Raw genomic sequence first — 25,188 nt, 5'->3', positions numbered from 1 at the left:
ACCCGCGGGTACGGGCCGTTGTCGACTTCGCGGCAGCTCGATGTCACTCCGCCCTCGTCAGGAGGGTAGGGTCGTAAGCGGTCGGGGACATCCCATACAACTCGCCGGCGTCGAAAACCGGCGTACCAACGAGGAGATCGGTTCGTGACGATCCGCGTAGGCATCAACGGCTTTGGCCGCATCGGTCGTAACTACTTCCGCGCGCTGCTGGAGCAGGGTGCAGACATCGAGATCGTGGCTGTCAACGACCTGGGTGACACTGCGACCACCGCGCACTTGCTGAAGTACGACACCATCCTGGGGCGCCTGAAGGCACAGGTGACCCACACCGCCGACACCATCACGGTCGACGGACACACCATCAAGGTGCTCTCCGAGCGCAACCCGGCCGACATCCCCTGGGGTGAGCTGGGCGTCGACATCGTCATCGAGTCGACCGGCATCTTCACCAAGAAGGCCGACGCGGCGAAGCACCTCGCGGGCGGCGCCAAGAAGGTCCTCATCTCGGCTCCGGCCAAGGACGAGGACATCACCATCGTGATGGGCGTCAACGAGAACAAGTACGTCGCGGCCGACCACCACATCATCTCCAACGCCTCCTGCACCACCAACTGTGTGGCGCCGATGGCCAAGGTTCTCCTGGAGAACTTCGGCATCGTCAAGGGCATGATGACGACGGTCCACGCGTACACGAACGACCAGCGGATCCTGGACTTCCCGCACAGCGACCTCCGCCGCGCCCGTGCCGCCGCGGAGAACATCATTCCGACCACCACCGGTGCCGCCAAGGCCACCGCGCTGGTGATCCCGGAGCTGGCGGGCAAGCTCGACGGCATCGCGATGCGCGTCCCGGTCCCGACCGGCTCGGTCACCGACCTGGTCATCGAGCTGGAGCGCGAGGTGACCAAGGACGAGGTCAACGCCGCCTTCCAGAAGGCCGCCGAGGGCCAGCTCAAGGGCATCCTCGACTACACCGAGGACGCCATCGTCTCCTCGGACATCGTCAACTGGCCCGCCTCCTGCACCTTCGACTCCTCCCTGACCATGGTCCAGGGCAAGAGCGTGAAGGTCATCGGCTGGTACGACAACGAGTGGGGTTACTCCAACCGTCTGGTCGACCTGACCGAATTTGTCGGCGCGCAGCTCTAGGCGACACGACATGAACGACAGGGCTCGGTGGGCGCACACTGCGCCCGTCGAGCCCTGTCGGCCTGTGTGGCCCGCCCGGAAACCGCCCAGACGTTCCAAGGAGTCCAGCACCGGATGAAGACGATCGACGAACTTCTCACCGAAGGGGTCGGCGGCAAGCGGGTATTCGTCCGCGCCGACCTCAACGTGCCGCTCGACGGCACGACGATCACCGACGACGGCCGCATCCGCGCCGTCCAGCCGACGATCGCCCGGCTCGCCGAAGCCGGCGCGCGGGTGATCGTCGCGTCCCACCTCGGCCGCCCCAAGGGCGCGCCGGACCCCGCCTTCTCGCTCGCCCCCGCCGCCGCCCGCCTCGGGGAACTTCTCGGTACGGACGTGGCCTTCGCGACCGACACGGTCGGCGACTCCGCCAAAGCCGTCGTCGCGGGCCTCGCCGACGGCCAGGTCGCCGTGATCGAGAACCTTCGCTTCAACCCCGGCGAGACCTCCAAGGACGACGCCGAGCGCGGCGCCTTCGCCGACCAGCTGGCCGGCCTCGCCGACCTGTACGTAGGCGACGGCTTCGGAGCCGTCCACCGCAAGCACGCCTCCGTCGTGGACCTCCCGGCCCGCCTCCCGCACGCCGCGGGCGGCCTCATCGCCACCGAGGTCGGTGTCCTCAAGAAGCTCACCGAGGACGTCGCCCGCCCGTACGTGGTGGTCCTCGGCGGCGCCAAGGTCTCCGACAAGCTCGGGGTCATCGACCACCTGCTGGAGAAGGCCGACCGCATCCTCATCGGCGGCGGCATGGCGTTCACCTTCCTCAAGGCCCAGGGCCACGAGGTCGGCTCCTCGCTGCTCCAGGAGGACCAGATCCCGGCCGTCCAGGGCTACCTCAAGCGCGCCGAGGAGCGCGGCGTGGAGTTCGTGCTCCCCGTCGACCTCCTGGTCGCCGAGCAGTTCCCCGACCTCAAGACCAAGGCGCCCGCGCACCCCGAGACGGTCGCGGCCGACGCGATGCCCGCCGGGAAGATGGGCCTGGACAACGGGCCCGAGACCTGCGCGCTCTACGCCTCGAAGCTCGCCGACGCGGCCACCGTCTTCTGGAACGGGCCCATGGGCGTCTTCGAACACCCCGACTACGCGGAGGGGACCCGGGCCGTCGCCCAGGCCCTCCTCGACTCGTCGGCCTTCACCGTCGTCGGCGGTGGCGACTCCGCCGCCGCCGTCCGGATCCTGGGCTTCGACGAGAACGCATTCGGCCATATCTCGACCGGTGGCGGCGCGAGCCTCGAATACCTCGAAGGCAAGACGCTTCCCGGCCTCGCCGCACTGGAGGACTGACCGTTCCATGACCGCTTCATCCGAAACAGCCGGCCGCCTTCCGCTGATGGCGGGCAACTGGAAGATGAACCTCAACCACCTTGAGGCCATCGCCCACACCCAGAAGCTCGCCTTCGCCCTGGCGGACAAGGACTACGACGCCGTCGAGGTCGCCGTCCTGCCCCCCTTCACCGACCTGCGGTCCGTACAGACCCTCGTCGACGGGGACAAGCTCAAGATCAAGTACGGCGCCCAGGACATCTCCGCCCACGACTCCGGCGCCTACACCGGCGAGATCTCGGGCCCGATGCTCGCCAAGCTCAAGTGCACGTACGTCGCCGTGGGGCACTCCGAGCGCCGGCAGTACCACGCCGAGACGGACGAGCAGTGCAACGCCAAGGTGAAGGCCGCGTTCCGGCACGGCCTGACCCCGATCCTCTGCGTCGGCGAGGGCCTGGACATCCGCAAGGCCGGTGACCAGGTCGCGTACACGCTGGCGCAGCTCGACGGCGGCCTCAAGGACGTCCCGGCCGAGCAGGCCGAGACGATCGTGATCGCGTACGAGCCGGTCTGGGCGATCGGCACCGGCGAGGTCGCCACCCCCGAGGACGCCCAGGAGGTCTGCGGGGCGATCCGCGGCCGGCTGGCCGAGCTGTACTCCCAGGAGCTGGCCGACAAGGTCCGCATCCAGTACGGCGGCTCGGTGAAGTCCGGCAACGTGGCCGCGATCATGTCCCAGCCCGATGTGGACGGCGCACTGGTCGGCGGCGCGGCGCTGGACGCCGAGGAGTTTGTCAAGATCGTCAGGTTCCGCGACCAGTGAGTATGCGGTAGCACGGATCCGTCGTACCCTTGCGGGGGCCAGGTGGCTTGCCATCCGGCCCCCGCAGTCCTTGAGCAGTCCGAATTCAGTCCTGTCAGTCCGAGGAAGTTGGTCCAGCCGTGGTTATGGGGTTCTCGATCGCCCTCATCATCTTCAGCCTGCTGCTGATGCTGCTGGTGCTGATGCACAAGGGGAAGGGCGGCGGCCTCTCCGACATGTTCGGTGGCGGAATGCAGTCGTCCGTCGGTGGGTCCTCGGTCGCGGAGCGTAACCTCGACCGCATCACCGTGGTTGTCGGTCTGCTGTGGTTCGCGAGCATTATCGTACTTGGCCTGCTGCTCAAGCTGGACAGCTGACCGCACGTACGGTACGGCGCCGCGGGCGCGGCCTATCATGAGGTTCCGCGCCCGGCGGCAGGGGGTAACTCCCCTCTCTGGACGCGCGTTGGGCCTTACGTAGACTGGGGCGCCACCCGGCAGCGGGAGCTGCCTATCGATGCTTCGCGGCACCATCACGCAGGGAGTTACGACCGTGGCAAGTGGCAACGCGATCCGGGGAAGCCGGGTCGGAGCGGGGCCGATGGGTGAGGCCGAGCGTGGCGAGTCCGCGCCACGCCTGCGCATCTCCTTCTGGTGCTCCAACGGGCACGAGACGGTGCCGAGCTTCGCCAGTGACGCGCAGGTTCCGGAGACGTGGGACTGCCCGCGCTGCGGTTTCCCGGCCGGCCAGGACCGGGACAACCCGCCGGACCCGCCGCGCACCGAGCCGTACAAGACGCACCTCGCCTACGTACGTGAGCGGCGGAGCGACGCGGACGGCGAGGCGATCCTCGCGGAGGCGCTCGCCAAGCTCCGCGGCGAGATCTAGGGCCTGTCCCCAGAGCCGCGAGTTCAAGACAATCCGGTCCGGCCGGGTCACCTGCGTCAGGTGGCCCGGCCGAGCTGTTTCCCGGCCTGTTTCCCCGGCCGCCTTTCCCGGCCCCGTTGTCAGTGCCTCCGTCTACGGTTCTGAGCATCGGATTTCTCGAAGCACCGGGCCGGAGGGGGACGTGGTGTCGGCTGTCGGAACGGCGGAGGCGGCGGAGGTACGGGCGCCCGCGTGGCGCGGCGGGTTCGGGCGGCTGTGGTCCGCCGCGGTCGTCTCCCGGTTCGGGGACGCGCTGCGGACGGCCGCGATGCCCCTCCTCGCCACCACGCTCACCGACGACCCGCTGCTGATCGCGTCGGTGACCGCCTGCGGCTACCTGCCGTGGCTGCTGTTCGGGCTGCTCGGCGGGGCCGTCGCCGACCGGGTCGACCAGCGGCGGGCGATGTGGGGCGTCGACCTGCTCCGGGGTGCCCTGATGGCGGCCTTCGCGGTGGCCGTCGCCCTGGGCCACGCCTCCATCGCCCTGCTGATCACGCTCGCCTTCGTGCTCACCACCTTCCAGACGCTCTTCGACAACGCGGCGACGGCCCTCCTGCCCTCCCTCGTGCCGGCCGGGGCGCTGGGGAGTGCCAACGCCCGGCTGATGACCGGACAGCAGATCGCCGGCACGTTCCTCGCCGCGCCCCTGGTGCCGGTGCTGCTGCTCGGCGGCGCCTCCCTGCCGTACGCGGCCGACGCGGCGACCTACGGCGTGGCGGCGCTGCTCATCGCCTCCCTGCGGGCCGAACCGGCGCCACGGCCCGCGCGCGAGGCCGGCTCCACCCTGCGTGGCGAGATGGCCGAAGGGCTGCGTGTCCTGTGGCAGGACCGGACCCTGCGCGGGCTGTGCGTGGCCACGACCCTCTGCAACATCGGGATGGGCGCCCTGATCGCCACCCTCGTCCTGCACGTCACGGGCTGGCTGGACGCGGGCGACGCCGGGTACGCGCTCGCGGTCGCCGGGTACGGGGCGGGGAGTGTGCTGGGCGGCCTGCTGGCCCGGCGGCTCGCGGAGCGGACGGGGCGGATACGGGCGGTCCTCCTCGCGGGCACCGTCCAGACCGGGGTGCTGGTCGCCCTGGGGACGGTCCGGGAGCTGTGGGTGGCCGTGGTGTGCCTCGCGGTCTTCGGCCTGGGCGGCATGGTGTGGAACGTCAACCAGACCACGCTCGTGCAGGAGCGGAGCCCGGCTCCCGCGCTGGGCCGGATCAGCGCCGCCTTCCGTACCCTCGCCGTCGCCGGGGCCCCGCTCGGCGCGCTGCTCGGCGGCGCGGCGGCGGCCGGATGGGGGCTCAACACACCCGCCCTGGTGGCCGCCGCGCTCTTCGTACCGGCCGTCGCGTCGCTGGCACGTCTGATCAATTAGGTTGGAGGGGCAGCAGGGGCAGCACGCAAGCACGAGCAGAAGTGGGCTGATGTCCGAATGAACGCAGAAAGCCGTAGCAGGCTCAATCGCACGCCCGAGTGGGCCGCACTGGGCAAGCACCGGGAGCAGTTGGGCCAGACCGGTCTGCGGGAGCTGTTCGCCGCGGCACCGGCGCGCGGCACCGACTACACCCTCCGGGTAGGCGATCTCCGCCTGGACTACTCGAAGCACTTGGTGACGGACGAGACGCTGGCGCTGCTGCGCGAGCTGGCCGCGGCCACCGGGGTGAGCGAGCTGCGGGACGCGATGTTCCGCGGCGAGAAGATCAACACCACCGAGGACCGCGCGGTCCTGCACACCGCGCTGCGCGCCCCCCGGGACGCCGTCGTCGAGGTCGACGGGGAGAACGTCGTACCGGCCGTGCACGCGGTCCTCGACAAGATGGCCGCCTTCTCCGACCGGATCAGGGGAGGCGAGTGGACCGGCCACACGGGCCGGCCCATCAAGAACGTCGTCAACATCGGCATCGGCGGCTCCGACCTGGGCCCCGCGATGGCGTACGAAGCCCTCAAGTCCTTCACGGACCGCGGCCTCACGGTCCGCTTCGTGTCGAACGTGGACGGCGCCGACCTGCACGAGGCCGTACGGGACCTGGACGCGGCCGAGACGCTCTTCATCGTCGCCTCCAAGACCTTCACCACCATCGAGACCATCACCAACGCCACGTCGGCCCGCGACTGGCTGCTGACCGAACTGAGGGCCGGCCAGGAGGCCGTGGCCAAGCACTTCGTGGCGCTCTCCACGAACAGCGAGAAGGTCGCCGACTTCGGCATCGACACGGCCAACATGTTCGAGTTCTGGGACTGGGTCGGCGGGCGGTACTCGTACGACTCCGCCATCGGCCTCTCCCTGATGATCGCCATCGGCCCCGGCCGCTTCCGCGAGATGCTCGACGGCTTCCACCTCGTGGACGAGCACTTCCGCACCGCACCGCCCGAGTCCAACGCGCCGCTCCTGCTGGGCCTGTTGGGAGTCTGGTACGGAGCGTTCTTCGACGCGCAGTCGCACGCCGTCCTGCCGTACAGCCACTACCTCTCCAAGTTCACCGCGTACCTCCAGCAGTTGGACATGGAGTCCAACGGCAAGTCCGTGGACCGCGACGGCACCCCCGTGGACTGGCAGACGGGCCCGGTGGTCTGGGGCACGCCCGGCACCAACGGCCAGCACGCGTACTACCAGTTGATCCACCAGGGCACGAAGATCATCCCGGCCGACTTCATCGGCTTCGCCCGGCCCGTCGGGGACCTGGCGCCGGGTCTGGTCGCCCAGCACGACCTGCTGATGGCGAACTTCTTCGCGCAGACGCAGGCGCTGGCGTTCGGCAAGACCCCCGAAGAGGTACGGGCCGAGGGGGTGCCCGAGGAGCTGGTGCCGCACAAGACCTTCCGCGGGAACCACCCCACGACCACGATCCTCGCGGACGAGCTGACCCCGTCCGTCCTGGGCCAGTTGATCGCCCTGTACGAGCACAAGGTCTTCGTCCAGGGCGCGGTCTGGAACATCGACTCGTTCGACCAGTGGGGCGTCGAGCTGGGCAAGGTCCTCGCCAAGAAGATCGAACCGGTCCTGACGGGTGACGAGGCCGGTGACCACCTCGACTCGTCGACGGCGGCGCTGGTCGCCACGTACCGCACCCTGCGCGGCCGCTGAGAGATGAGCGCACCCGGCACGGCGAACGAAGCGAACGAAGCGGATGACGCGGACCGCGCGGACGACGCCGGCTTCGCGGCGGACGCGGGCTCCGTGGACGAGGCGGACTCGGCGGACGCGGGCTCCGCAGACGACCCGGACGGGATAGGCCGGCCGCAGGTGGTACGACACCTGCGGCCGCCCCGCAACACGCTCGACCCCCGCGCCGTCGCCTGGTGGCGTACGCGCGTGCTGCTGTTCACCCTGGTCCCCGTCGTGCCGCTCGCCGCGCTGGGGGCGCTCATCGCCCCCGCGCGGACCTGGCTGCTCACCCCGGCCGCCGCCCTCGCGGTGCTCGGGCTGCTCTGCGCGGTGTTCCTGCCCGTGTGGTGGTTCCGGGTGCACCGCTGGGAGGTGACCGACGAGGCGGTCTACGTACGCACGGGCTTCTTCCGGCAGGAGTGGCGGATCGCGCCCATGTCCCGGATCCAGACCGTGGACACCGTGCGCGGTCCGCTGGAGCAGTTGTTCCGGCTCTCCACCGTGATCATCACCACCGCGTCCGCCAAGGGCGCGGTGTCCGTCGAAGGGCTCGACCACCGGCTCGCCGCCGACCTGGCGGAACGGCTCACGCACCTCACCCAGGCCACCCCTGGCGACGCCACATGAGCGGTGCGGGGGATCCGGGGGAGGGCTCGGTGGAGGTTCCGGCGGCGGGGGAGTGGCGGCGCCTGGACGCGCGCACCCTGCTCGTCACTGCCCTCGTGCTGATCGGGATCGCCCTGGGCGCCGGCCTGCCCACCGCCGTCGGCATGACCGGAGGCATGCCCCTGCGCGAGGCGCTGGCCTGGGTGCTGGCCGGTACGGTCCTGCTGACCGTCTGCGGCACCGGCGGCGAGTACGTGCGCTGGCGCCGCACCCGCTACCGCATCGGCCCCGAGCGGGCCGAACTCCACACGGGCCTGTTCCTGGTCAAGCGCCGGTCCCTGGCCCGCGAACGCATACGCAGCGTCGACCTCACCGCCAGCCTCCTGCTGCGGTCCTTCGGCCTGGTCAAGGTCAGGATCGGCACCGGCGAGCACACCGGGAACGAATCCACCCTGGAGCTCGACGCGGTCCGCAGGGCCGAGGGGGAGCGGCTCCGCAGGGAACTGCTCGACCGGCCCCCGGGGGAGCCAGGACCGCACCGCGAGGGCATGCTGGCCGTCCTCGACCCCGCCTGGATCGGATACGCCCCGGTCTCCTTCCTCGCGCCCCTGCTCGGCGGCACGGCGGCCGGCGGCCTCCTCCAGGTCAGCGACTGGTTCGGCGCGCAGGCCGAGGTGATCGACTGGGTGGCGGACCGGCTGCGGGACACCCCGCTGCTCTGGTCGGTCGCCGCGCTCGTCGCGGCGGCGGGGCTGGCCGGGATCGTGGGCACCCTCGGCCTGTGGGTCGAGATGTGGTGGAACTACCGGCTGGAGAGGGAGCCCGGCGGCACCCTGCGCGTGCGCAGAGGGCTGCTCACCTCCCGGTCCGTCTCCATCGAGGAACGGCGGCTGCGCGGGGTCGAGCTGGTCGAACCGATCGGCGTACGGCTCGTCGGCGCGGCCCGGCTGGACGCCGTCGCCACCGGCCTCGTCCACGACGACGAGGACAAACACGCCGACCACAAGACGCTCCTGCCCGCCGCGCCGACCTCCTTCGTACACGCACTGGCGGCGCGGGTCCTCCGGGAGCCCGTGTCCCCGACCCGCACGGCCCGGCTGATCCCCCACCCGAGGGCGGCCCGCTCCCGCAGACTGCGCCGCGCCCTGGCAGCCGTCCTGCTGCCGGCCGCACTCCTCACGGTCCTCGGCCTCCTCCTGACCAAGGCACTCCTGTACGCGGCGGCGGCCACGGCGATCCTGCTCCCTCTCGCCGTCGTGCTGGCCCTGGACGCGGCCCGCAACCTGGGCCACGCCACCACCGGCGCCTACCTGGTGGCCCGCTCGGGAACACTCCGCCGCACGACGGTCGCCCTCCAGCGGGGCGGCGTGATCGGCTGGACGATCAGCCAGTCGTACTTCCAGCGCAGGGCCGGCCTGATCACCCTGACGGCGACAACGGCCGCCGGAGAAGGCGCGTACTCCATCAAGGACGCGGCGCAGTCCGAGGCCCTGACCTTCGCGGCCCACGCCGTTCCCGGCCTGCTGAAACCGTTCCTGGAGCCCGAGTGACGCACGGCCGCGTGGTTCACCCCGGCACGTGGCCGACCGCGAGGAGGTGTGAACTGGCCGCCAGCAGTTCGGGATACGGCTCCGCCAGCCGCGCGGCCGTCAGCGCCGACTGGAAGAGCGCCTCGCTCGGTGGGGCGCCGGAGCTCTGCTCCACCGCTTTGAGCAGCGACCACGCGGGCCCTTCGATGCCGAAGACTTCAACCTGTTGGAGCCCGGTTTGCCTCAACTCGGTGGCCAGTTCCTCGGCGCGGTGGAAGTACGCGACGGTGAAGCCGCGGCGGCCGTCGTGGACCGAAGACGCGAGAATCCTGGAAATCGACTCCCGCACGGGTTCGGCGTGCAGATGGGCCAGGGCGGTGTGCTCGAAGACCGAGGCGTAACGGTTGATGGCCGCCGCCGCGACCAGCCCTCCCGGGCGGGCCACCCGTGCGGCCTCTCCCAGTGCCCGCAACCGGTCCTCGCGGTCCGTCAGATGGTAGAGAGGGCCCATCAGTTGTACGACGTCGTAGGAGGCGTCTTCCGCCACGAGGTTCCGAGCGTCTCCGAGCGTCGCGTGGCACACCTCGCCGGCTTGCCGGACGTGGCGGGCGATGGGATCGACAAGGTCCACCTGGTATCCGTCCTCCACCAGCCAGCGGGCGTGCACCCCGGTCCCGCCTCCCACATCGAGGACGCGAGCAGGCGCCGGTGGCAGGAAGCGTCGCAGCAGTTCCCGGGTCCGGAGCAGTTCCAGCCGTCCGTCGGCGGAGGAGGACAGGCGAGTCCCCTCATCTACCACCTGCGAATAGAACGCTGTGACTTCGGGCGAGAGCTCGGGAAGAACCATCGGAGCAGTATCCTTCGCACCGGTGGACCAGTCCACTCCGACAACCTCATCGAGGAGCCATGGCACTGCTGAAGTACGAGGAGATCGCGGACTCTTTGCGCTCCCGCATCACGTCCGGCGAGTTCCCGCCCGGAGCGATGCTTCCGTCGGGCCGCGATCTCGCCGAACAGTGGCAGGTGTCACGGGCGACCGTGGTCAAAGCCATGGACGTCCTCCGGAACGACGGGGTCGCCGAGGCGAAGCAGGGTTCCGGGTTCATCGTGACCAGAACCGCGATCGGTCGCCCCGCCGGCAACCGAAGGTCCGGATCGGCCCGGGTGACGGGAGGAATGCCCTTCGAGCGGATCGGGGATCCCGAGCGCGTCGCCCCGCCGGCGCGCGTGGCGGTGGCACTCAACCTGCCGGCAGGGGCGGAAGCCCTGCGGCGCGCCCGGCTGATGAGGCAGCCGGACGGTACCCCCGTCAGTTATGTGGAGGCGTGGTTCCCGCCGGACGTGGCGGATCGGTCGCCCCGTTTGGAACACCGCGCGCCGATCGCGGAGGGGACCACGAGGTACGTGGGACGGCAGACCGGTCGTCTCCCCACCGAAGGGACGGACGTGACCACCGTGCGCCTCGCCACGGAGTACGAGTCGCACCACCTCGAACTGAGAGTTCCCACCGCCGTGGCTGTGGTGCTCCACCTCGCCTACGACCAGAACGGGATCCCCCTGATCTGCGAGGAAGGTGTCACGCCGGGGTCCTTCTGGGAGCGGACAGAGACCTACCCGATGTAGTTCACCGACTGCGAGGTCCGTTCGCCGCCGCCCCTTGATGGTCAGGGATGTCTCTCGGGCGCTTGACTGGACCGGTCCACCGGTCCAGACTCTCCTCTGTGGCATTCGGGTGCCGACCGGCAGGTCCGGGACATCCCACGAAGGAGCAAGTGCGATGAACGTGCGCGTGGACGGCAAAACCTCCGCCCGCGAAACGGGTACGGCTCTCCTTGGAGCACGTCGTTCAGCCCAACAGCGGGGCGGCTCGGTGCCGTACATCGCGCGGTGGAGCGGTGAACGCGACAGCTCCATGCCGGTCGTGTTCCGCCGGGACCGGCGAGGCATCGCGTACGCGGACGAGCGGTTCTACGACCGCGACGGGTACGGCGTTCTGTGGAGCCGGACGCCCTCCCAGCCAGGCCGAGGCACACCCGAGTACGGCAAGGTGCACAGCCTGCGGCAACGCCTCTGCATGACCGACCTGCGCTGCCAGGTCTGCGGCGGACCCGCGGACCGCAATCCGAACGGGGTTCTCTGGCTGATCGACGCCGGGCCCCAGGACCTGCCGCATGGACCTGAGCACACGGCCCACCCGCCGGTCTGTCGACACTGCGCTTGTCGCTCCCTGCGGGCTTGCCCTCATCTGCGCGTGGAGCACGTCGCCTTGCGCGTGCGTACCTTCACTCCGTATGGCGTCAGCGGCGCCCTCTTCCACGCCACCAGCAGCGGCCCCCGCCCGTACGACGCCGGTACCGTGCCTCTGGCGGATCCACGGCTCCCGTGGCTCCGCGCGGGCCAACTCCTCATGTCGTTGGACGACTTCACCGTCATCGACCTCACCGACCTGGCCGCCTGACACCGTCCGCCCAGGCGACCCGCTGGCGTGTCGTGTTCGGGGGGCGCGATCATGAGCGTATGACAGCAACCAGTCGCCGTACGGTACTTGCCGCTCTCGCCACCGCCGCCGTGAGCGGGTCCGTGACGGTCGGGCAGGCGCGGGGCGCCGTGGCGGCGGGGGACCTCTATGCCTCCTCCACCGACCTCTACACCCGGCTCGCGGGGCGGGAAGGGACCGACTTCGCACGTCGTCACCGGCGCCACGAGCGCGTCGACAGCAGCCTCGCGTCGGGGGTTCCGTACCTCCGCACCGCCGTGATGGCGCCGCACGGCGGCGGGATCGAGGCCGGGACCTCGGAGCTGTGCCTCGCGGTCGCCGGGTACCACCCCGCCACCCTCGCCCCGGCGCCGGGCGGGGGCGCGCTCCACGACTACTGGATGTTCGAGGGGCTGCTCAACTCCGGCAACGGGGACATGCACATCACCTCGTCCCACATCGACGACCGCGTCGCCCTCTCCCTGGCGGCCGGCAGCCTCAACGTGGTGACCCTGCACGGCTGCACGCCCGAACAGGCCGGCGCGCCCGTGTCCCGGCCCGAGGCCGTGGTCGTGGGCGGGCTCAACGCCACGTTCAAGCAGTACCTGCACGACGCGCTGCGGGCGGCCGGGTTCCAGACGATCGACGGGTCGGCCGTACCGGATCTCGCCGGGGTGGACCCGGAGAACCTGTGCAACCGCACCCTGCTGGGCAAGGGCGGACAGCTGGAACTCACCACCGACCTGCGGAGGAGCATGTTCGGCACCTTTACCCGGGCCGGGCGGCCGGGCTCCACCAACGAGATCTTCGACGCCTTCACCGCCGCCGTCCGCACCGCCGTCACGCGCCTGGAGGCGGGCGCGGACCAGGTCATCCTCTGAGGGGGGAGAGAGTGTGGAAGGCCCGGTTCGCCGGGGAGGCGGACCGGGCCTTCACGTAAAGGTGGTGACGGGACGTCAGGCCAGTGACGGGGGATACAGGTCACGCGGCAGCTTCGACGCCGCGTCCGCGTCCAGGAGCCAGAGGGTGCGGCTCCTGCCGTACGCGCCCGCCGCCGGGGCCTGGATCTCGCCCGCGCCCGACAGGGCGATCTCCGCCGCCTCCGCCTTGTCCCCGCCCGCCGCCAGCAACCACACCTCGTGCGCCGCGCGGATCGCGGGCAGGGTGAGGGAGATACGCAGCGGCGGGGGCTTGGGAGCGCCGTGCACGGCGACGACCGTGCGCTCGGTCTCCCGTACCCCGGGCAGCTCGGGGAAGAGCGACGCCACGTGCGTGTCGGGTCCCACCCCCAGCATCAGGACGTCGAAGGACGGCACCCGGGCGTGGTCCTCCGGCCGGGAGGCCGCGGCCAGTTCGGTCGCGTACGCGGCGGCGGCCGCCTCCACGTCGTTGCCGTACGGGCCGTCCGACGCCGGCATCGCGTGCACCCGGGCGGGGTCCAGCGGAACCGAGTCGAGCAGCGCCTCACGGGCCTGGGTGATGTTGCGCTCCGGGTCGCCCTCCGGCAGGAAGCGCTCGTCGCCCCACCACAGGTCAAGCCGCGACCAGTCGACCGCGTCCCGCGCGGGCGCCGCCGACAGGGCGGCCAGCAGGCCGTTGCCGTTGCGCCCGCCCGTGAGCACCACCGAGGCGTAGCCGCGGGAGGCCTGGGCGTCCACGATCTTCGTGATCAGCCGGGCCGCCGTGGCCTGCGCCATCAGCTCCTTGTCACGGTGGACGACCAGTTGCGGAGTGGTCACTTCGAGGCCGCCTTCTTCGCCGGGGCCTTCTTCGCCCCGGACGCCGGTGCCGTCGGTGTCGCTTCGGGGGTGGGGTCCGCCTGCCCCGACGCGTCCCCGAGCTTCTCCACGCCGTACCGCAGGGCCGACGCGTAGATCTCGTCCGGGTCGAGCCGGCGCAGCTCTTCCGCGATCAGCTCCGAGGTGTCACGCCGGTTGAGCGCCACCGCCCGGTCCGGCTGACCGTCGATGGACAGCGTCGCGAGGGTGCCGTCCAGGCGCTTGAGCGTGATCGGCCCGCAGTCGGTCTCCATCCTCACGGACGTCAGGCCGGGACCGGCCGAGACCGAGCGCTTGACCGGTACGTGCAGCCGGTCGGCGAGCCACATGCCGAGCAGCTCGCCGCTCGCGTTCAGCTCCTCGCCCTCCACCTCGACCTCGGTGACGGCGCACTCGACCTGGTCCAGGGCCGCCGCGAGCATCGAGCGCCACGGGGTGATCCTGGCCCACGCGAGATCCGTGTCGCCGGGGGTGTAGACGGCGGCGCGGGACTTGAGCTCCTCGATCGGGTGCTCCGCGGCGTACGTGTCCGTCACCCGGCGCTGGGCCAGCGTGCCCAGCGGGTCCTTCGCCGGGTTGAGGGGCGCGTTGACCGCCCACCACACGACGACGGGCGCGTCCGGCAGCAGCAGGGGCAGGACCACCGACTGGGCGTGGTCGATGACCTCGCCGTACAGCCGTAGGACGACCGTCTCGCCGGTGCCGGCGTCCACGCCCACCCGCACCTCGGCGTCCAGGCGCGCCTTCGCGCGGTCGCGCGCCGAGCGGGAGACCCGCTTGATGATGACGAGCTTGCGCGAGGGGTGCTCACGGGACGCGTCGTTGGCGGCCTTGAGCGCGTCGTACGCGTTCTCCTCGTCGGTGACGAGGACCAGCGTCAGGACCATGCCGACGGCGGGGGTGCCGATCGCCCTGCGCCCCTGCACCAGCGCCTTGTTGATCTTGCTGGACGTGGTGTCCGTAAGGTCGATCTTCATGGCCGACGCCAGCTCCGTCCGTGTCGTGCGAGCATTTCGTCCGCCTCGACCGGACCCCAGGTCCCGGACTCGTACTGCGCGGGCTTTCCGTGCGCGTCCCAGTACTGCTCGATCGGGTCGAGGATCTTCCAGGACAGCTCGACCTCCTCCGTGCGCGGGAAGAGGTTCGAGTCGCCGAGCAGCACATCGAGGATGAGACGCTCGTACGCCTCGGGGCTGGACTCCGTGAAGGACTCGCCGTACGCGAAGTCCATCGAGACGTCCCGCACCTCCATCGCGGTGCCCGGCACCTTCGAGCCGAAGCGCATGGTCACGCCCTCGTCCGGCTGGACGCGGATGACCAGGGCGTTCTGCCCCAGCTCTTCCGTGGCCGTGTGGTCGAAGGGGGAGTGCGGGGCCCGCTGGAACACCACCGCGATCTCGGTGACCCGGCGGCCGAGGCGCTTGCCGGTACGGAGGTAGAAGGGGACGCCCGCCCAGCGGCGGTTATCGATCTCCACCTTCACCGCGGCGTACGTGTCGGTCTTTGACGCGGGGTCGATGCCGTCTTCCTGGAGATAGCCGACGGCCTTCTCGCCGCCCTGCCACCCGGACGCGTACTGCCCGCGTACCGTGTCCGCGCCGAGGTCCGCCGGCAGCCGTACGGCGCCCAGGACCTTGGTCTTCTCCGCGGCCAGCGCGTCCGCGTCGAAGGAGGCGGGCTCCTCCATCGCGGTCAGCGCGAGCAGCTGGAGCAGGTGGTTCTGGATGACGTCCCGGGCCGCGCCGATGCCGTCGTAGTACCCGGCACGGCCGCCGATCCCGATGTCCTCGGCCATCGTGATCTGGACGTGGTCGACGTACGACCGGTTCCAGATCGGCTCGAAGAGGGTGTTGGCGAAGCGGAGCGCCAGGATGTTCTGGACGGTCTCCTTGCCGAGGTAGTGGTCGATCCGGAAGACCTCGTTGGACGGGAAGACCTCGTGCACGACCTTGTTGAGGGCCTGCGCGGACTTGAGGTCGTGTCCGAACGGCTTCTCGATGACCGCGCGGCGCCAGGAGCCCTTCTTCTGGTCGGCCAGCCCGTGCTTCTTGAGCTGCTGGACGACCTGCGGGAAGAACTTCGGCGGTACGGAGAGGTAGAAGGCGAAGTTGCCGCCCGTCCCCTGCTTCTTGTCGAGGTCGTCGATCGTCGCCTTGAGGTTCTCGAACGCCTCGTCGTCGTCGAAGTTGCCCTGGACGAAGCGCATCCCCTGGACGAGCTGCTGCCAGACCTCCTCGCGGAACGGCGTGCGCGCGTGCTCCTTGACGGCGTCGTGGACCTCTTGTGCGAAGTCCTCGTCCTGCCATTCGCGGCGGGCGAAACCGACGAGCGAGAAGCCCGGCGGCAGCAGGCCGCGGTTGGCGAGGTCATAGATGGCGGGCATCAGCTTTTTGCGGGACAAATCGCCCGTGACGCCAAAGATGACCAGGCCCGACGGCCCCGCGATGAGCGGGAGCCGTCGGTCCGCGGCGTCACGGAGCGGATTCGCTCCGTGGGTTGCGGTCAAGGGATCAGCCCTCCGAAGGGGCGAGGCGCTTGAGCTCCGCCTCGGTCGACTTGAGCAGGTCAATCCAGGCGCTCTCGAACTTCTCGACGCCCTCGTCCTCCAGCAGCTGGACGACCTCGTCGTACGAGATCCCCAGCTTCTCGACGGCCTCGAGGTCCGCGCGTGCCTGGTCGTACGTGCCGCGCACCGTGTCGCCGGTGATCTGCCCGCTGTCCGCGGTGGCGTCCAGCGTGGCCTCCGGCATGGTGTTCACCGTGTTCGGCGCGACCAGCTCGTCGACGTACAGGGTCGCCTTGTACGCCGGGTCCTTGACGCCCGTCGAGGCCCACAGCGGACGCTGCTTGTTGGCCTGCGCGCGGTCCAGGGCCGCCCAGCGGTCGGAGGAGAAGACCTCCTCGTACGCCTCGTAGGCCAGCCGGGCGTTGGCGAGGGCGGCCTTGCCGCGGGCCGCCTTCGCCTCGTCCGTGCCCAGCGCGTCGAGCCGCTTGTCGATCTCGGTGTCCACCCGGGACACGAAGAAGGACGCCACCGAGTGGATCTTCGAGAGGTCCAGGCCCGCGGCCTTCGCCTTCTCCAGACCCGACAGGTAGGCGTCCATGACCTTGCGGTAGCGCTCCAGCGAGAAGATCAGCGTGACGTTGACGCTGATGCCCCGGCCGATGGTCTCGGTGATCGCCGGCAGGCCGGCCTCGGTCGCCGGGATCTTGATGAGCGTGTTCGGCCGGTCCACCAGCCACGCCAGCTGCTTGGCCTCGGCGGTGGTCGCCGTCGTGTCGTGGGCCAGACGCGGGTCCACCTCGATGGAGACCCGGCCGTCCTGGCCCTGCGTCCGGTCGAAGACCGGGCGCAGGATGTCGGCGGCGTCGCGGACGTCCGCCGTCGTGATCATGCGGATGGCCTCTTCGACCGTGACCTTGCGGGCGGCCAGCTCGGTCAGCTGGGTGTCGTACCCGTCGCCCTCCGAGATCGCCTTCTGGAAGATCGACGGGTTGGTGGTGACACCCACCACGTGCTGCTGGTCGATGAGTTCGGCGAGGTTGCCGGACGTGATGCGCTTGCGCGACAGGTCGTCGAGCCAGATCGCGACGCCTTCGTCGGAGAGGCGCTTGAGTGCGTCTGTCATGAGAAATACATCTCCTACGGTTCGTATATCGGCGTCAGCGCGCGGAGGCTTCCAGTGATTCCCGGGCGGCGGTGGCGACCGCCTCGGCGGTGAAGCCGAACTCGCGGAACAGCACCTTCGCGTCCGCGGATGCCCCGAAATGCTCCAGCGACACAATGCGCCCCGCGTCGCCCACAAAACGGTGCCAGGTGAGCCCGATCCCGGCCTCGACCGCCACGCGCGCCTTCACGGACGGCGGCAGCACGGAGTCCCGGTACGCCTGGTCCTGCTCCTCGAACCACTCCACCGACGGCATCGACACGACCCGCGTGGGGATGCCGTCCGCCTGGAGCCGCTCACGGGCCTCGACGGCCAGCTGCAGCTCGGAGCCCGTACCGATCAGCACGACCTGCGCGGGGCCGCCCTCGGCCTCGAAGCGGACGTAACCGCCCTTGGCCGTATCGGCGTTGGCCTCGTACGTCGGCACACCCTGGCGTGTCAGCGCCAGACCGTGCGGCGCGCGCCGCGGGTGCCGCTTGAGGATCTCCGCCCACGCGATCGCCGTCTCGTTGGCGTCGGCGGGACGGACGATGTTGAGACCCGGGATGGCCCGCAGTACGGACAGGTGCTCGACCGGCTGGTGCGTCGGGCCGTCCTCGCCCAGGCCGATGGAGTCGTGCGTCCATACATAGGTGACGGGCACCCGCATCAGCGCGGCGAGCCGGACGGCCGGCCGCATGTAGTCGGAGAACACCAGGAAGGTGCCGCCGTAGATACGGGTGTTGCCGTGCAGCGCGATGCCGTTCATCGTCGCGCCCATGGAGTGCTCGCGGATGCCGTAGTGCACCGTGCGGCCGTACGGGTCCGCCTCCGGCAGGGGGTTGCCCTCCGGGAGGAACGACGACGTCTTGTCGATGGTGGTGTTGTTCGAGCCCGCGAGGTCGGCGGAGCCGCCCCACAGTTCGGGGATGACCTCACCGAGCGCCTGGAGCACCTTGCCGGACGCGGCGCGCGTGGCAAGGGACTTGCCGGTCTCGAAGACCGGCAGCTCTTCCTCCCAGCCGGTGGGCAGCTCGCCCGCGCGGACCCGGTCGAACGTCGCGGCGCGCTCGGGATTGGCCGTACGCCACGCGGCGAACAGCTTCTCCCACTCGCCGCGCGTCTCGCGGCCGCGGTCGAGGGCCTCGCGGGTGTGCGCGAGCACCTCGTCGTCGACGGCGAAGGACTTCTCCGGGTCGAAGCCGAGCACGCGCTTCGTGGCCGCGACCTCGTCGCCGCCCAGCGCCGAGCCGTGCGCCGCCTCGGTGTTCTGCGCGTTCGGGGCGGGCCAGGCGATGATCGAACGGGCCGCGATGAACGACGGGCGCTCGGTCTCGGCCTGCGCCGCCCTCAGCGCCTCGTACAGGCCCTGCGGGTCCAGGTCGCCGCCCGGCAGCTGGTCGACGCGCTGCACGTGCCAGCCGTACGCCTCGTACCGCTTGAGGGTGTCCTCGGAGACGGCAGTCTCCGTGTCGCCCTCGATGGAGATGTGGTTGTCGTCCCACAGCACGACGAGATTGCCCAGCTTCTGGTGGCCGGCCAGCGAGGACGCCTCCGCGGAGACACCCTCCTGGAGGCAGCCGTCGCCGACGATCACCCAGATGGTGTGGTCGAACGGGGAGGTGCCGGCCGCCGCCTCCGGGTCGTACAGTCCGCGCTCGTAGCGGGCGGCCATCGCCATGCCCACCGCGTTCGCCACGCCCTGTCCGAGCGGGCCCGTCGTGGTCTCGACACCGACGGTGTGGCCGTACTCCGGGTGGCCGGGGGTCCTCGAACCCCAGGTCCGGAAGGCCTCCAGGTCGGCCAGGTCCAGGCCGTACCCGGCGAGGAAGAGCTGGATGTAGAGGGTCAGGGAGGTGTGCCCCGGCGAGAGGACGAACCGGTCACGACCGGTCCACTGGGCGTCGGCCGGGTCGTGCCGCATGAGTTTCTGGAACAACAGATAGGCAGCGGGCGCCAGGCTCATGGCCGTACCGGGATGGCCGTTGCCGACCTTCTGTACGGAATCCATGGCCAGGACGCGGACGGTGTCGACAGCCCGACGGTCCAGATCGGTCCACTCGAGGTCTGTGGTGGTCGGCTTGGTGCTCACCCTGAGTCAGGGCTCCTCTCCACATGTCGAATCCCGGTGCTCTGAGGGCGCACCGGTTCGCTGTCGAGCCTACCCTCGCGGCAACACCCATCTTTTCGAGTGCCTTTCCAGGGTGCGGCGCGTGCGGACACTTCGCCTCCCGGCACGGCGAAAGGGGGCGGAGGAGGGCCTCCAACACGACCCCACCCCCGCGAAGAACGGCATCTGGGCAACGTCTAGAGTGACGTGGTACGCGCAAGCCTTTACCGGGTCTTCACGCCCGGAGCTTGCTGGGTTTCTCTGTCAGGGGTGTACGTGACAGCCGTCGAGTCCCGACCCGCAGGGGTCGTCCAGACTCCGATCCCGGGGGGCCGCCGGCCGCTCAGAGCCCGCGTCCTGGCGTTTGTGGCGCTGACCAAGCCGAGGATCATCGAGCTGCTCCTCATCACCACGGTCCCGGTGATGTTCCTGGCCACGCAGGGGGTGCCGAATCTCTGGCTCGTGGTCACCACGTGTGTCGGCGGTTATCTCTCCGCGGGCGGCGCCAACGCGCTGAACATGTACATCGACCGTGACATCGACGCGCTGATGGACCGTACGTCGCAGCGTCCCCTGGTCACCGGCATGGTCTCGCCGCGCGAGTGCCTGGCCTTCGGCTTCACGCTCGCCGTGGTCTCGACGCTGTGGTTCGGGCTGCTGGTCAACTGGCTGTCGGCGGCGCTCTCGCTGGGCGCGCTGCTCTTCTACGTCGTCGTCTACACGATGATCCTCAAGCGCCGTACCTCGCAGAACATCGTCTGGGGCGGCATCGCGGGCTGCATGCCGGTGCTGATCGGCTGGTCGGCGGTGACCGACTCGGTCTCCTGGGCCGCGGTCATCCTCTTCCTCGTCATCTTCTTCTGGACGCCTCCGCACTACTGGCCGCTGTCCATGAAGGTGAAGGACGACTACGCGCGGGTGGGCGTCCCGATGCTCCCGGTCGTCGCGTCCAACCGGGTGGTGGCCCGCCAGATCGTCGCCTACAGCTGGGTGATGGTCGCCGTCTCGCTGCTGCTGACGCCCCTCGGTTACACCGGCTGGTTCTACACGTCGGTGGCGCTGGTGGCCGGCGGGTACTGGCTCTGGGAGGCCCACGGCCTCCAGACGCGGGCGAAGTCCGGGGTGACGGGCGCGAAGCTCAAGGAGATGCGACTGTTCCACTGGTCCATCACCTATGTCTCCCTGCTCTTCGTGGCCGTGGCGGTCGATCCGTTCCTGCGGTAGCGCGGTCCTGCTTCCCGCGATACTCCGGGCTTCCCGCGATGCTCAGGCTTCCCGCGATACTCCGGGCCTGCGGTAGCCCGATTCGTTACCCATCGGTAGCATCGAGGCCATGGCAGAGACAGACGACGGCACGGCACACACCGGAGCAGACACCGGACAGGTCGACGCCCGCGACGAGCGGCGCGCCGCACGCCTGGCCAAGCACATCGGCGCGTTCGCCAGGAAACACGGTGGCGCCGAGGGACAGCTCGCGTACCTCGGACAGGCAGGCACCCGCATCGTGCTCGTCGGCGAGGACGGCGGCTGGGGCGACCTCGTCGCCCCCTCGCACGGCGTCGCGCTGAGCGCGGCGGAGAAGGCCGGTCTCACCCTGCACGAATCCTTCGACGGCGAGTTCGCCGCGAAGGTGCGCACCGGGCGGTACGAGTGGTCCCGCATGGCGGGCATCCAGGTCGGCGGGCGCGCGAACCCCGGCGGAGACGCCAACAGCGGCGGAGACCCCGGCGGAGACGCGAACAGCTGAGCCGGTCCCGGGGCCGCGACCGGATCGCCCCTCACCCGTTAGGACGGGTAGGAGTACGGTCCACGACGGGAACCCCGATGATCGAAACAGTGTCCCTCGTGGACCAGTACTGCCACGGCGTGCTCCGCACGGAGCTGGGCCTCGGCACCTTCGAGGCCCAGCTCGGCGGCCGGGTGGGCCCCGCCGCGCCGGGCACCACCTTCTTCGACACCCAGGCCGGCTTCGCCGTACGGCGCTGGTGCCCGCCGCTCCTCGACCTCGAACCGCACTGCCCGCCCGCGCACTACCTCGCGCGCCGCCGGGAGCTGGGCGTCCTGGAATCCGGCAGACGGCTGCTGCGCTCCACCGGCGTCACCACCTACCTGGTGGACACCGGACTGCCCGGCGAACTGACGGGACCGGGGGAGATCGCCGCCGCCGGGGCCGCCGACGCCCGGGAGATCGTCCGGCTGGAACCCCTCGCCGAGCGGGTCGCGGACACCTCCTGCGGGGTCGCCGACCTCCTGGCCCGGCTCGCCCAGTCCGTCCACGACGCCGCCGCCACGGCGGTCGCCTTCACCTCGGTGGCGGGGGTGCGGCACGGGCTCGCCCTGGCCCCCGAGCCGCCCGGGCACGCCGAGGTACGGGCGGCGGCGGGGAGCTGGCTCGCGGTGCGGGGCCCCGGCGGGCCGCTGGACGACCCGGTGCTGCTGCGGCACCTGCTCTGGCTCGCCCTCGGCTCCGGACTGCCGCTGCAACTGCACACCGGCGCGCGCGACGCCCGCGCCCCGGCGGGCGGCGCCGACCCGGCGCTGGTCACCGCCTTCGCGAGCGCCACGGCCGGGCTCGGCACCGATCTGGTGCTCCTGGGCGCCTACCCGTACCACCGGCACGCGGCGCAGCTGACCAGCGTCTTCCCGCATGTGTACGCCGACCTCGGGCCCGCCCTCGCGCACACGGGCGCGCGGGCCGCGGCCGTACTGGCGGAGATCCTGGAACTGGCGCCGTTCGGGAAGCTGTTGTTCTCCAGCGGGGCGCGGGCCCTGCCCGAACTGCACGTCGTGGGTGCCCGGGTGTTCCGGGAGGCGCTGGTCCGCGTGCTGGGCGGCTGGGTCGCCGACGGGGCGTGGTCGCTCGCCGACGCGCAGCGGGTCGCCGGGATGATCGCGGCGGGCAACGCCCGCCGGCTCTACGGTCTGTCAGACGGCCGCGGACAGCCGTGAGCCGGGCTGCGCGGGGATCTCCGCGGCGGTCACCGGACGCTCGCGCAGGCTCATCGCGACCCGTACGACCCCGACCCACACCAGGCACGACCCGAGCATGTGGAAGCCGACCAGCACGGCGGGCACGTCCGTGAAGTACTGCACATAGCCGATCCCGCCCTGCGCGAGCAGCACCAGCAGCAGGTTGCGGGCGATCGCCCGGGTGTCCGGCGGGGCGTCCACCACGCGCAGCACCAGCCACAGGGCGACGGAGAGCGCGCAGACCACCCAGGCGGCGGCGGTGTGGACATGGGCGGTGGTCGTCCAGTCGAACGGCATCCGCGGTACGTCGCTGCTGTCGCCCGCGTGCGGCCCGGAGCCGGTCACGACCGTGCCCGCCACGACCAGGACGACCGTGGAGGCGGTCAGCGCCCAGGACAGCTTCCGTACGGGACCCGGCACGCGCGGGCGGGGGGTGCCGTCGCCCTCGCGGGTACGCAGCCAGGTCACCGTGGTGACGGTGAGGAGCGTCATGGCGAGCAGCAGATGCCCCGCCACCGTCCAGGGGTTGAGGCCCGCGAGCACCGTGACCCCGCCGAGCACGGCGTTGCCCATCACGATCCAGAACTGCGACCAGGCGAGCCGGGTGAGCCCGCGCCGCCGGGGCTTCGCGGAGCGCACCGCGATGATCGCCCAGCCGACGGCCGCGCACAGCACGTACGTCAGCATGCGGTTGCTGAACTCGATGGCGCCGTGGATCCCCTGCTCGGGGGTGGCGACCAGGCTGTTGTCGGTGCACTTGGGCCAGGTGTCGCAGCCGAGCCCGGAACCGGTCAGCCGTACCGCGCCTCCGGTGACGACGATCACCACGCTCATCAACACGGCGCCGAGGGCGGCGCGCTGGAGCGTACGGGGCGAAGGCGTCCAGCGCCGGGCGATGTAGGCGAGGGGGGTCAACACGCGAACCATCGTAGGCGGGAGCTTGTGCGGGTTTTCACGAGGGGTACGTAAGCCGCGTCTTGGGGCCGGCGCCGCGGGGGGTGTCCTCAAGCGCCGGACGGGCTGGGGTGTGCCGGGGCGGAACGCTCACTCCCAGCGGAAGAACGTGCCCGCCGCCCCCAGCCCCACGGCCGCCCACGCCGCCAGGATCCCGAGGTCCCCCCACGGGGTCGCGGCGCCGTGCTGGAGCACGTCCCGCAGGCCGTCCGAGAGCGCCGAGATCGGCAGGAGCCCGAGCACGCTCTGCGCCCCCTCCGGGAACCTGTCCAGCGGCACGATCACCCCGCCGCCCACCAGCAGCAGCAGGAAGACCAGGTTCGCCGCGGCCAGCGTCGCCTCCGCCCGGAGCGTGCCCGCCATCAGCAGGCCGAGGCCCGAGAAGGCCGCCGTGCCCAGCACGAGCAGCAGCAGGACCACCAGCGGGTTGCCGTGCGGCGACCACCCCAGGGCGAAGGCGATCACGGTCAGCAGGACGACCTGGAGCACCTCGGTGACCAGGACGGAGAGCGTCTTGGCGGTCATCAGGGCCCAGCGCGGCAGCGGTGACGCGGCGAGGCGCTTGAGCACTCCGTACCGCCGCTCGAAGCCCGTGGCGATGGCCTGGCCGGTGAACGCCGTGGACATCACGGCCAGCGCCAGGACGCCGGGCGCCAGGAAGTCCACCGCCTCGCCCGCGCCCGTGTCCACGACGTCGACCGTCGAGAACAGCACCAGCAGGAGCGAGGGGATGATCACGGTGAGCAGCAGCTGTTCGCCGTTGCGCAGCAGCAGCTTCGTCTCGAACGCCGTCTGCGCGGCGATCATGCGCGCCAGCGGGGCCGCGCCGGGCGCCGGGGCGTAGGTGGAGCCGCCGCCCGCGCGCAGGCCGGTCCCCGGGCTCGTACCGGTGCTCATCGACGCAGCTCCTTGCCGGTCAGTTCGAGGAAGACGTCCTCCAGCGTGTGCCGCTCCACGGCGATCCCCGACGCCATCACGCCGTGCTGCGCGCACCAGGAGGTGACCGTGGCGAGCAGCTGCGGGTCGATCGTGCCGCCGATGCGGTACGCGCCCGGCGTCAGCTCGGCGGCCGCCGAGCCGTCGGGCAGCGCCTTGAGCAGCGAGCCGAGGTCCAGCCCCGGGCGGCCGGTGAAGCGCAGGGTGTTCTCCGCGCCGCCCCGGCACAGGTCCTCCGGGCTGCCCTGGGCGATCACCCGGCCCGCGTTGACGATCACGACGTCGTCGGCGAGCTGTTCGGCCTCGTCCATGAAATGCGTGGTGAGTACGACTCCGACCCCGGCGGCCCGCAGCTCGCGGACCAGGTCCCAGGTGGAGCGGCGGGCCTGCGGGTCGAGCCCGGCGGTCGGCTCGTCCAGGAAGACCAGCTCGGGGCGGCCCACGACGGCCAGGGCCAGGGCGAGCCGCTGCTGCTGGCCGCCGGAGAGGCGCCGGTAGGCCGTACGGCCGCAGTCGCCGAGGCCCAGGCGCTCGATGAGCGTGTCCACGTCCAGCGGGTGGGCGTGCAGCCGGGCCATGTGGCGGAGCATCTCACCGGCGCGCGCGCCCGAGTAGACGCCGCCGGACTGGAGCATCACGCCGATGCGGGGGCGCAGCCGCGCCGCGTCGGCGACGGGGTCGAGCCCGAGGACCCGTACCGTGCCGGCGTCCGGCCGCCGGTAGCCCTCGCAGATCTCGACCGTGGTGGTCTTGCCGGCTCCGTTGGGGCCGAGGACCGCGGTGACCGTACCGGCCCCGATCCGCAGGTCCAGGCCGTCGACCGCGGTCTTCCCGCCGTACCGTTTGATCAGTCCCCGGATCTCGACCACGGGTTCACCGGCGACGCTGTGCATGTCGGGGAG

Annotated in this window: 24 protein-coding genes; 15 read left to right on the top strand and 9 right to left on the bottom strand. The window is 71.0% G+C overall.

Going from position 1 to position 25,188, the window contains the following annotated elements:
- Nucleotides 1-144 precede the first annotated feature (144 nt).
- The 9 genes from gap (at nt 145) to ACIO1C_RS08810 (ending at nt 9,436) form a co-directional block, all read left to right on the top strand.
- Nucleotides 145-1,149, top strand: a complete 1,005-nt coding sequence (gap, locus tag ACIO1C_RS08850) for a type I glyceraldehyde-3-phosphate dehydrogenase (protein ID WP_401860067.1) — start codon at nt 145-147, stop codon at nt 1,147-1,149.
- A gap of 114 nt (nt 1,150-1,263) precedes the next feature.
- The gene (locus tag ACIO1C_RS08845; protein WP_401860065.1) at nt 1,264-2,475 is read left to right on the top strand and encodes a phosphoglycerate kinase; all 1,212 of its coding nucleotides are present in this window, start codon (nt 1,264-1,266) and stop codon (nt 2,473-2,475) included.
- A gap of 7 nt (nt 2,476-2,482) precedes the next feature.
- Nucleotides 2,483-3,277 carry a triose-phosphate isomerase gene (gene tpiA / locus ACIO1C_RS08840; protein WP_401860063.1) on the top strand — a complete coding sequence of 265 codons (795 nt, stop codon included), beginning with the start codon at nt 2,483-2,485 and terminating at the stop codon, nt 3,275-3,277.
- Between the two features lie 125 nt (nt 3,278-3,402).
- Entirely contained in the window at nt 3,403-3,633 is a 231-nt protein-coding gene (secG, locus tag ACIO1C_RS08835; RefSeq protein ID WP_327238748.1) for a preprotein translocase subunit SecG, read from the top strand.
- 175 nt (nt 3,634-3,808) lie between these two features.
- Entirely contained in the window at nt 3,809-4,144 is a 336-nt protein-coding gene (locus tag ACIO1C_RS08830) for an RNA polymerase-binding protein RbpA (RefSeq protein WP_078615979.1), read from the top strand.
- 184 nt (nt 4,145-4,328) lie between these two features.
- A complete protein-coding gene (locus ACIO1C_RS08825) occupies nt 4,329-5,549 on the top strand; it encodes an MFS transporter (RefSeq protein WP_401860061.1) in 1,221 nt (406 codons plus the stop codon).
- Between the two features lie 57 nt (nt 5,550-5,606).
- Complete coding sequence (pgi, locus tag ACIO1C_RS08820) at nt 5,607-7,259, top strand: glucose-6-phosphate isomerase (RefSeq protein WP_401860059.1); 1,653 nt, start codon at nt 5,607-5,609, stop codon at nt 7,257-7,259.
- Between the two features lie 144 nt (nt 7,260-7,403).
- Entirely contained in the window at nt 7,404-7,907 is a 504-nt protein-coding gene (locus ACIO1C_RS08815; RefSeq protein ID WP_401860970.1) for a PH domain-containing protein, read from the top strand.
- Entirely contained in the window at nt 7,904-9,436 is a 1,533-nt protein-coding gene (locus tag ACIO1C_RS08810; protein WP_401860057.1) for a PH domain-containing protein, read from the top strand. The genes ACIO1C_RS08815 and ACIO1C_RS08810 overlap by 4 nt, the downstream gene beginning before the upstream one ends.
- 16 nt (nt 9,437-9,452) lie before the next feature.
- Here ACIO1C_RS08810 and ACIO1C_RS08805 read toward each other — a convergent pair whose 3' ends face one another.
- The gene (locus ACIO1C_RS08805) at nt 9,453-10,262 is read right to left on the bottom strand and encodes a class I SAM-dependent methyltransferase (RefSeq protein ID WP_401860056.1); all 810 of its coding nucleotides are present in this window, start codon (nt 10,260-10,262) and stop codon (nt 9,453-9,455) included.
- A 59-nt stretch (nt 10,263-10,321) separates the two neighbouring features.
- On the opposite strand from ACIO1C_RS08805, the gene ACIO1C_RS08800 reads away from it, so the two are divergent.
- From ACIO1C_RS08800 to ACIO1C_RS08790, 3 genes are all read left to right on the top strand, one after another.
- On the top strand, nt 10,322-11,038 hold the full coding sequence (locus tag ACIO1C_RS08800; RefSeq protein WP_401860054.1) for a GntR family transcriptional regulator: 717 nt from the start codon (nt 10,322-10,324) through the stop codon (nt 11,036-11,038).
- A 154-nt stretch (nt 11,039-11,192) separates the two neighbouring features.
- Nucleotides 11,193-11,873 (top strand): hypothetical protein, encoded by a 681-nt coding sequence (locus ACIO1C_RS08795; protein WP_401860053.1) that lies wholly within the window; start codon nt 11,193-11,195, stop codon nt 11,871-11,873.
- A 59-nt stretch (nt 11,874-11,932) separates the two neighbouring features.
- Complete coding sequence (locus tag ACIO1C_RS08790) at nt 11,933-12,772, top strand: poly-gamma-glutamate hydrolase family protein (protein WP_401860051.1); 840 nt, start codon at nt 11,933-11,935, stop codon at nt 12,770-12,772.
- A 75-nt stretch (nt 12,773-12,847) separates the two neighbouring features.
- Here ACIO1C_RS08790 and pgl read toward each other — a convergent pair whose 3' ends face one another.
- From pgl to tkt, 5 genes are read right to left on the bottom strand one after another with little or no spacing between them, the layout of a single operon-like run.
- Complete coding sequence (gene pgl / locus ACIO1C_RS08785) at nt 12,848-13,630, bottom strand: 6-phosphogluconolactonase (protein WP_401860049.1); 783 nt, start codon at nt 13,628-13,630, stop codon at nt 12,848-12,850.
- Nucleotides 13,627-14,646: a glucose-6-phosphate dehydrogenase assembly protein OpcA gene (gene opcA, locus ACIO1C_RS08780; protein WP_401860047.1), complete on the bottom strand. Its 1,020-nt coding sequence runs from the start codon at nt 14,644-14,646 to the stop codon at nt 13,627-13,629. Before opcA ends, pgl begins: the two co-directional genes overlap by 4 nt.
- On the bottom strand, nt 14,643-16,175 hold the full coding sequence (gene zwf / locus ACIO1C_RS08775; RefSeq protein WP_401860045.1) for a glucose-6-phosphate dehydrogenase: 1,533 nt from the start codon (nt 16,173-16,175) through the stop codon (nt 14,643-14,645). Before zwf ends, opcA begins: the two co-directional genes overlap by 4 nt.
- 4 nt (nt 16,176-16,179) lie before the next feature.
- Entirely contained in the window at nt 16,180-17,298 is a 1,119-nt protein-coding gene (gene tal, locus ACIO1C_RS08770) for a transaldolase (RefSeq protein ID WP_401860043.1), read from the bottom strand.
- A gap of 34 nt (nt 17,299-17,332) precedes the next feature.
- Nucleotides 17,333-19,408 carry a transketolase gene (gene tkt / locus ACIO1C_RS08765; protein WP_401860041.1) on the bottom strand — a complete coding sequence of 692 codons (2,076 nt, stop codon included), beginning with the start codon at nt 19,406-19,408 and terminating at the stop codon, nt 17,333-17,335.
- Nucleotides 19,409-19,702: 294 nt separating this feature from the next.
- Between tkt and ACIO1C_RS08760 the strand changes: the two genes are divergently transcribed.
- The 3 genes from ACIO1C_RS08760 (at nt 19,703) to ACIO1C_RS08750 (ending at nt 22,375) form a co-directional block, all read left to right on the top strand.
- Complete coding sequence (locus tag ACIO1C_RS08760) at nt 19,703-20,650, top strand: heme o synthase (RefSeq protein ID WP_401860039.1); 948 nt, start codon at nt 19,703-19,705, stop codon at nt 20,648-20,650.
- 109 nt (nt 20,651-20,759) lie between these two features.
- Nucleotides 20,760-21,173 (top strand): hypothetical protein, encoded by a 414-nt coding sequence (locus ACIO1C_RS08755; RefSeq protein WP_401860038.1) that lies wholly within the window; start codon nt 20,760-20,762, stop codon nt 21,171-21,173.
- 77 nt (nt 21,174-21,250) lie between these two features.
- Nucleotides 21,251-22,375 (top strand): amidohydrolase, encoded by a 1,125-nt coding sequence (locus tag ACIO1C_RS08750; protein WP_401860036.1) that lies wholly within the window; start codon nt 21,251-21,253, stop codon nt 22,373-22,375.
- On the opposite strand, the gene ACIO1C_RS08745 is transcribed toward ACIO1C_RS08750, so the two are convergent.
- From ACIO1C_RS08745 to ACIO1C_RS08735, 3 genes are all read right to left on the bottom strand, one after another.
- Complete coding sequence (locus tag ACIO1C_RS08745; RefSeq protein ID WP_401860034.1) at nt 22,352-23,323, bottom strand: heme A synthase; 972 nt, start codon at nt 23,321-23,323, stop codon at nt 22,352-22,354. The genes ACIO1C_RS08750 and ACIO1C_RS08745 overlap by 24 nt on opposite strands.
- 117 nt (nt 23,324-23,440) lie before the next feature.
- Nucleotides 23,441-24,247, bottom strand: a complete 807-nt coding sequence (locus ACIO1C_RS08740) for an ABC transporter permease (RefSeq protein WP_401860032.1) — start codon at nt 24,245-24,247, stop codon at nt 23,441-23,443.
- Nucleotides 24,244-25,179, bottom strand: coding sequence for an ABC transporter ATP-binding protein (locus ACIO1C_RS08735; RefSeq protein ID WP_401860030.1), 936 nt, complete (start codon nt 25,177-25,179; stop codon nt 24,244-24,246). The genes ACIO1C_RS08740 and ACIO1C_RS08735 overlap by 4 nt, the downstream gene beginning before the upstream one ends.
- Nucleotides 25,180-25,188 lie beyond the last annotated feature (9 nt).

The organism is Streptomyces sp. NPDC087420 (assembly GCF_044744165.1).
Classification (GTDB): domain Bacteria; phylum Actinomycetota; class Actinomycetes; order Streptomycetales; family Streptomycetaceae; genus Streptomyces.
The sequence above is the reverse complement of the archived record's forward strand: the minus strand, read 5'-3'. Positions and strand labels throughout refer to the sequence as shown.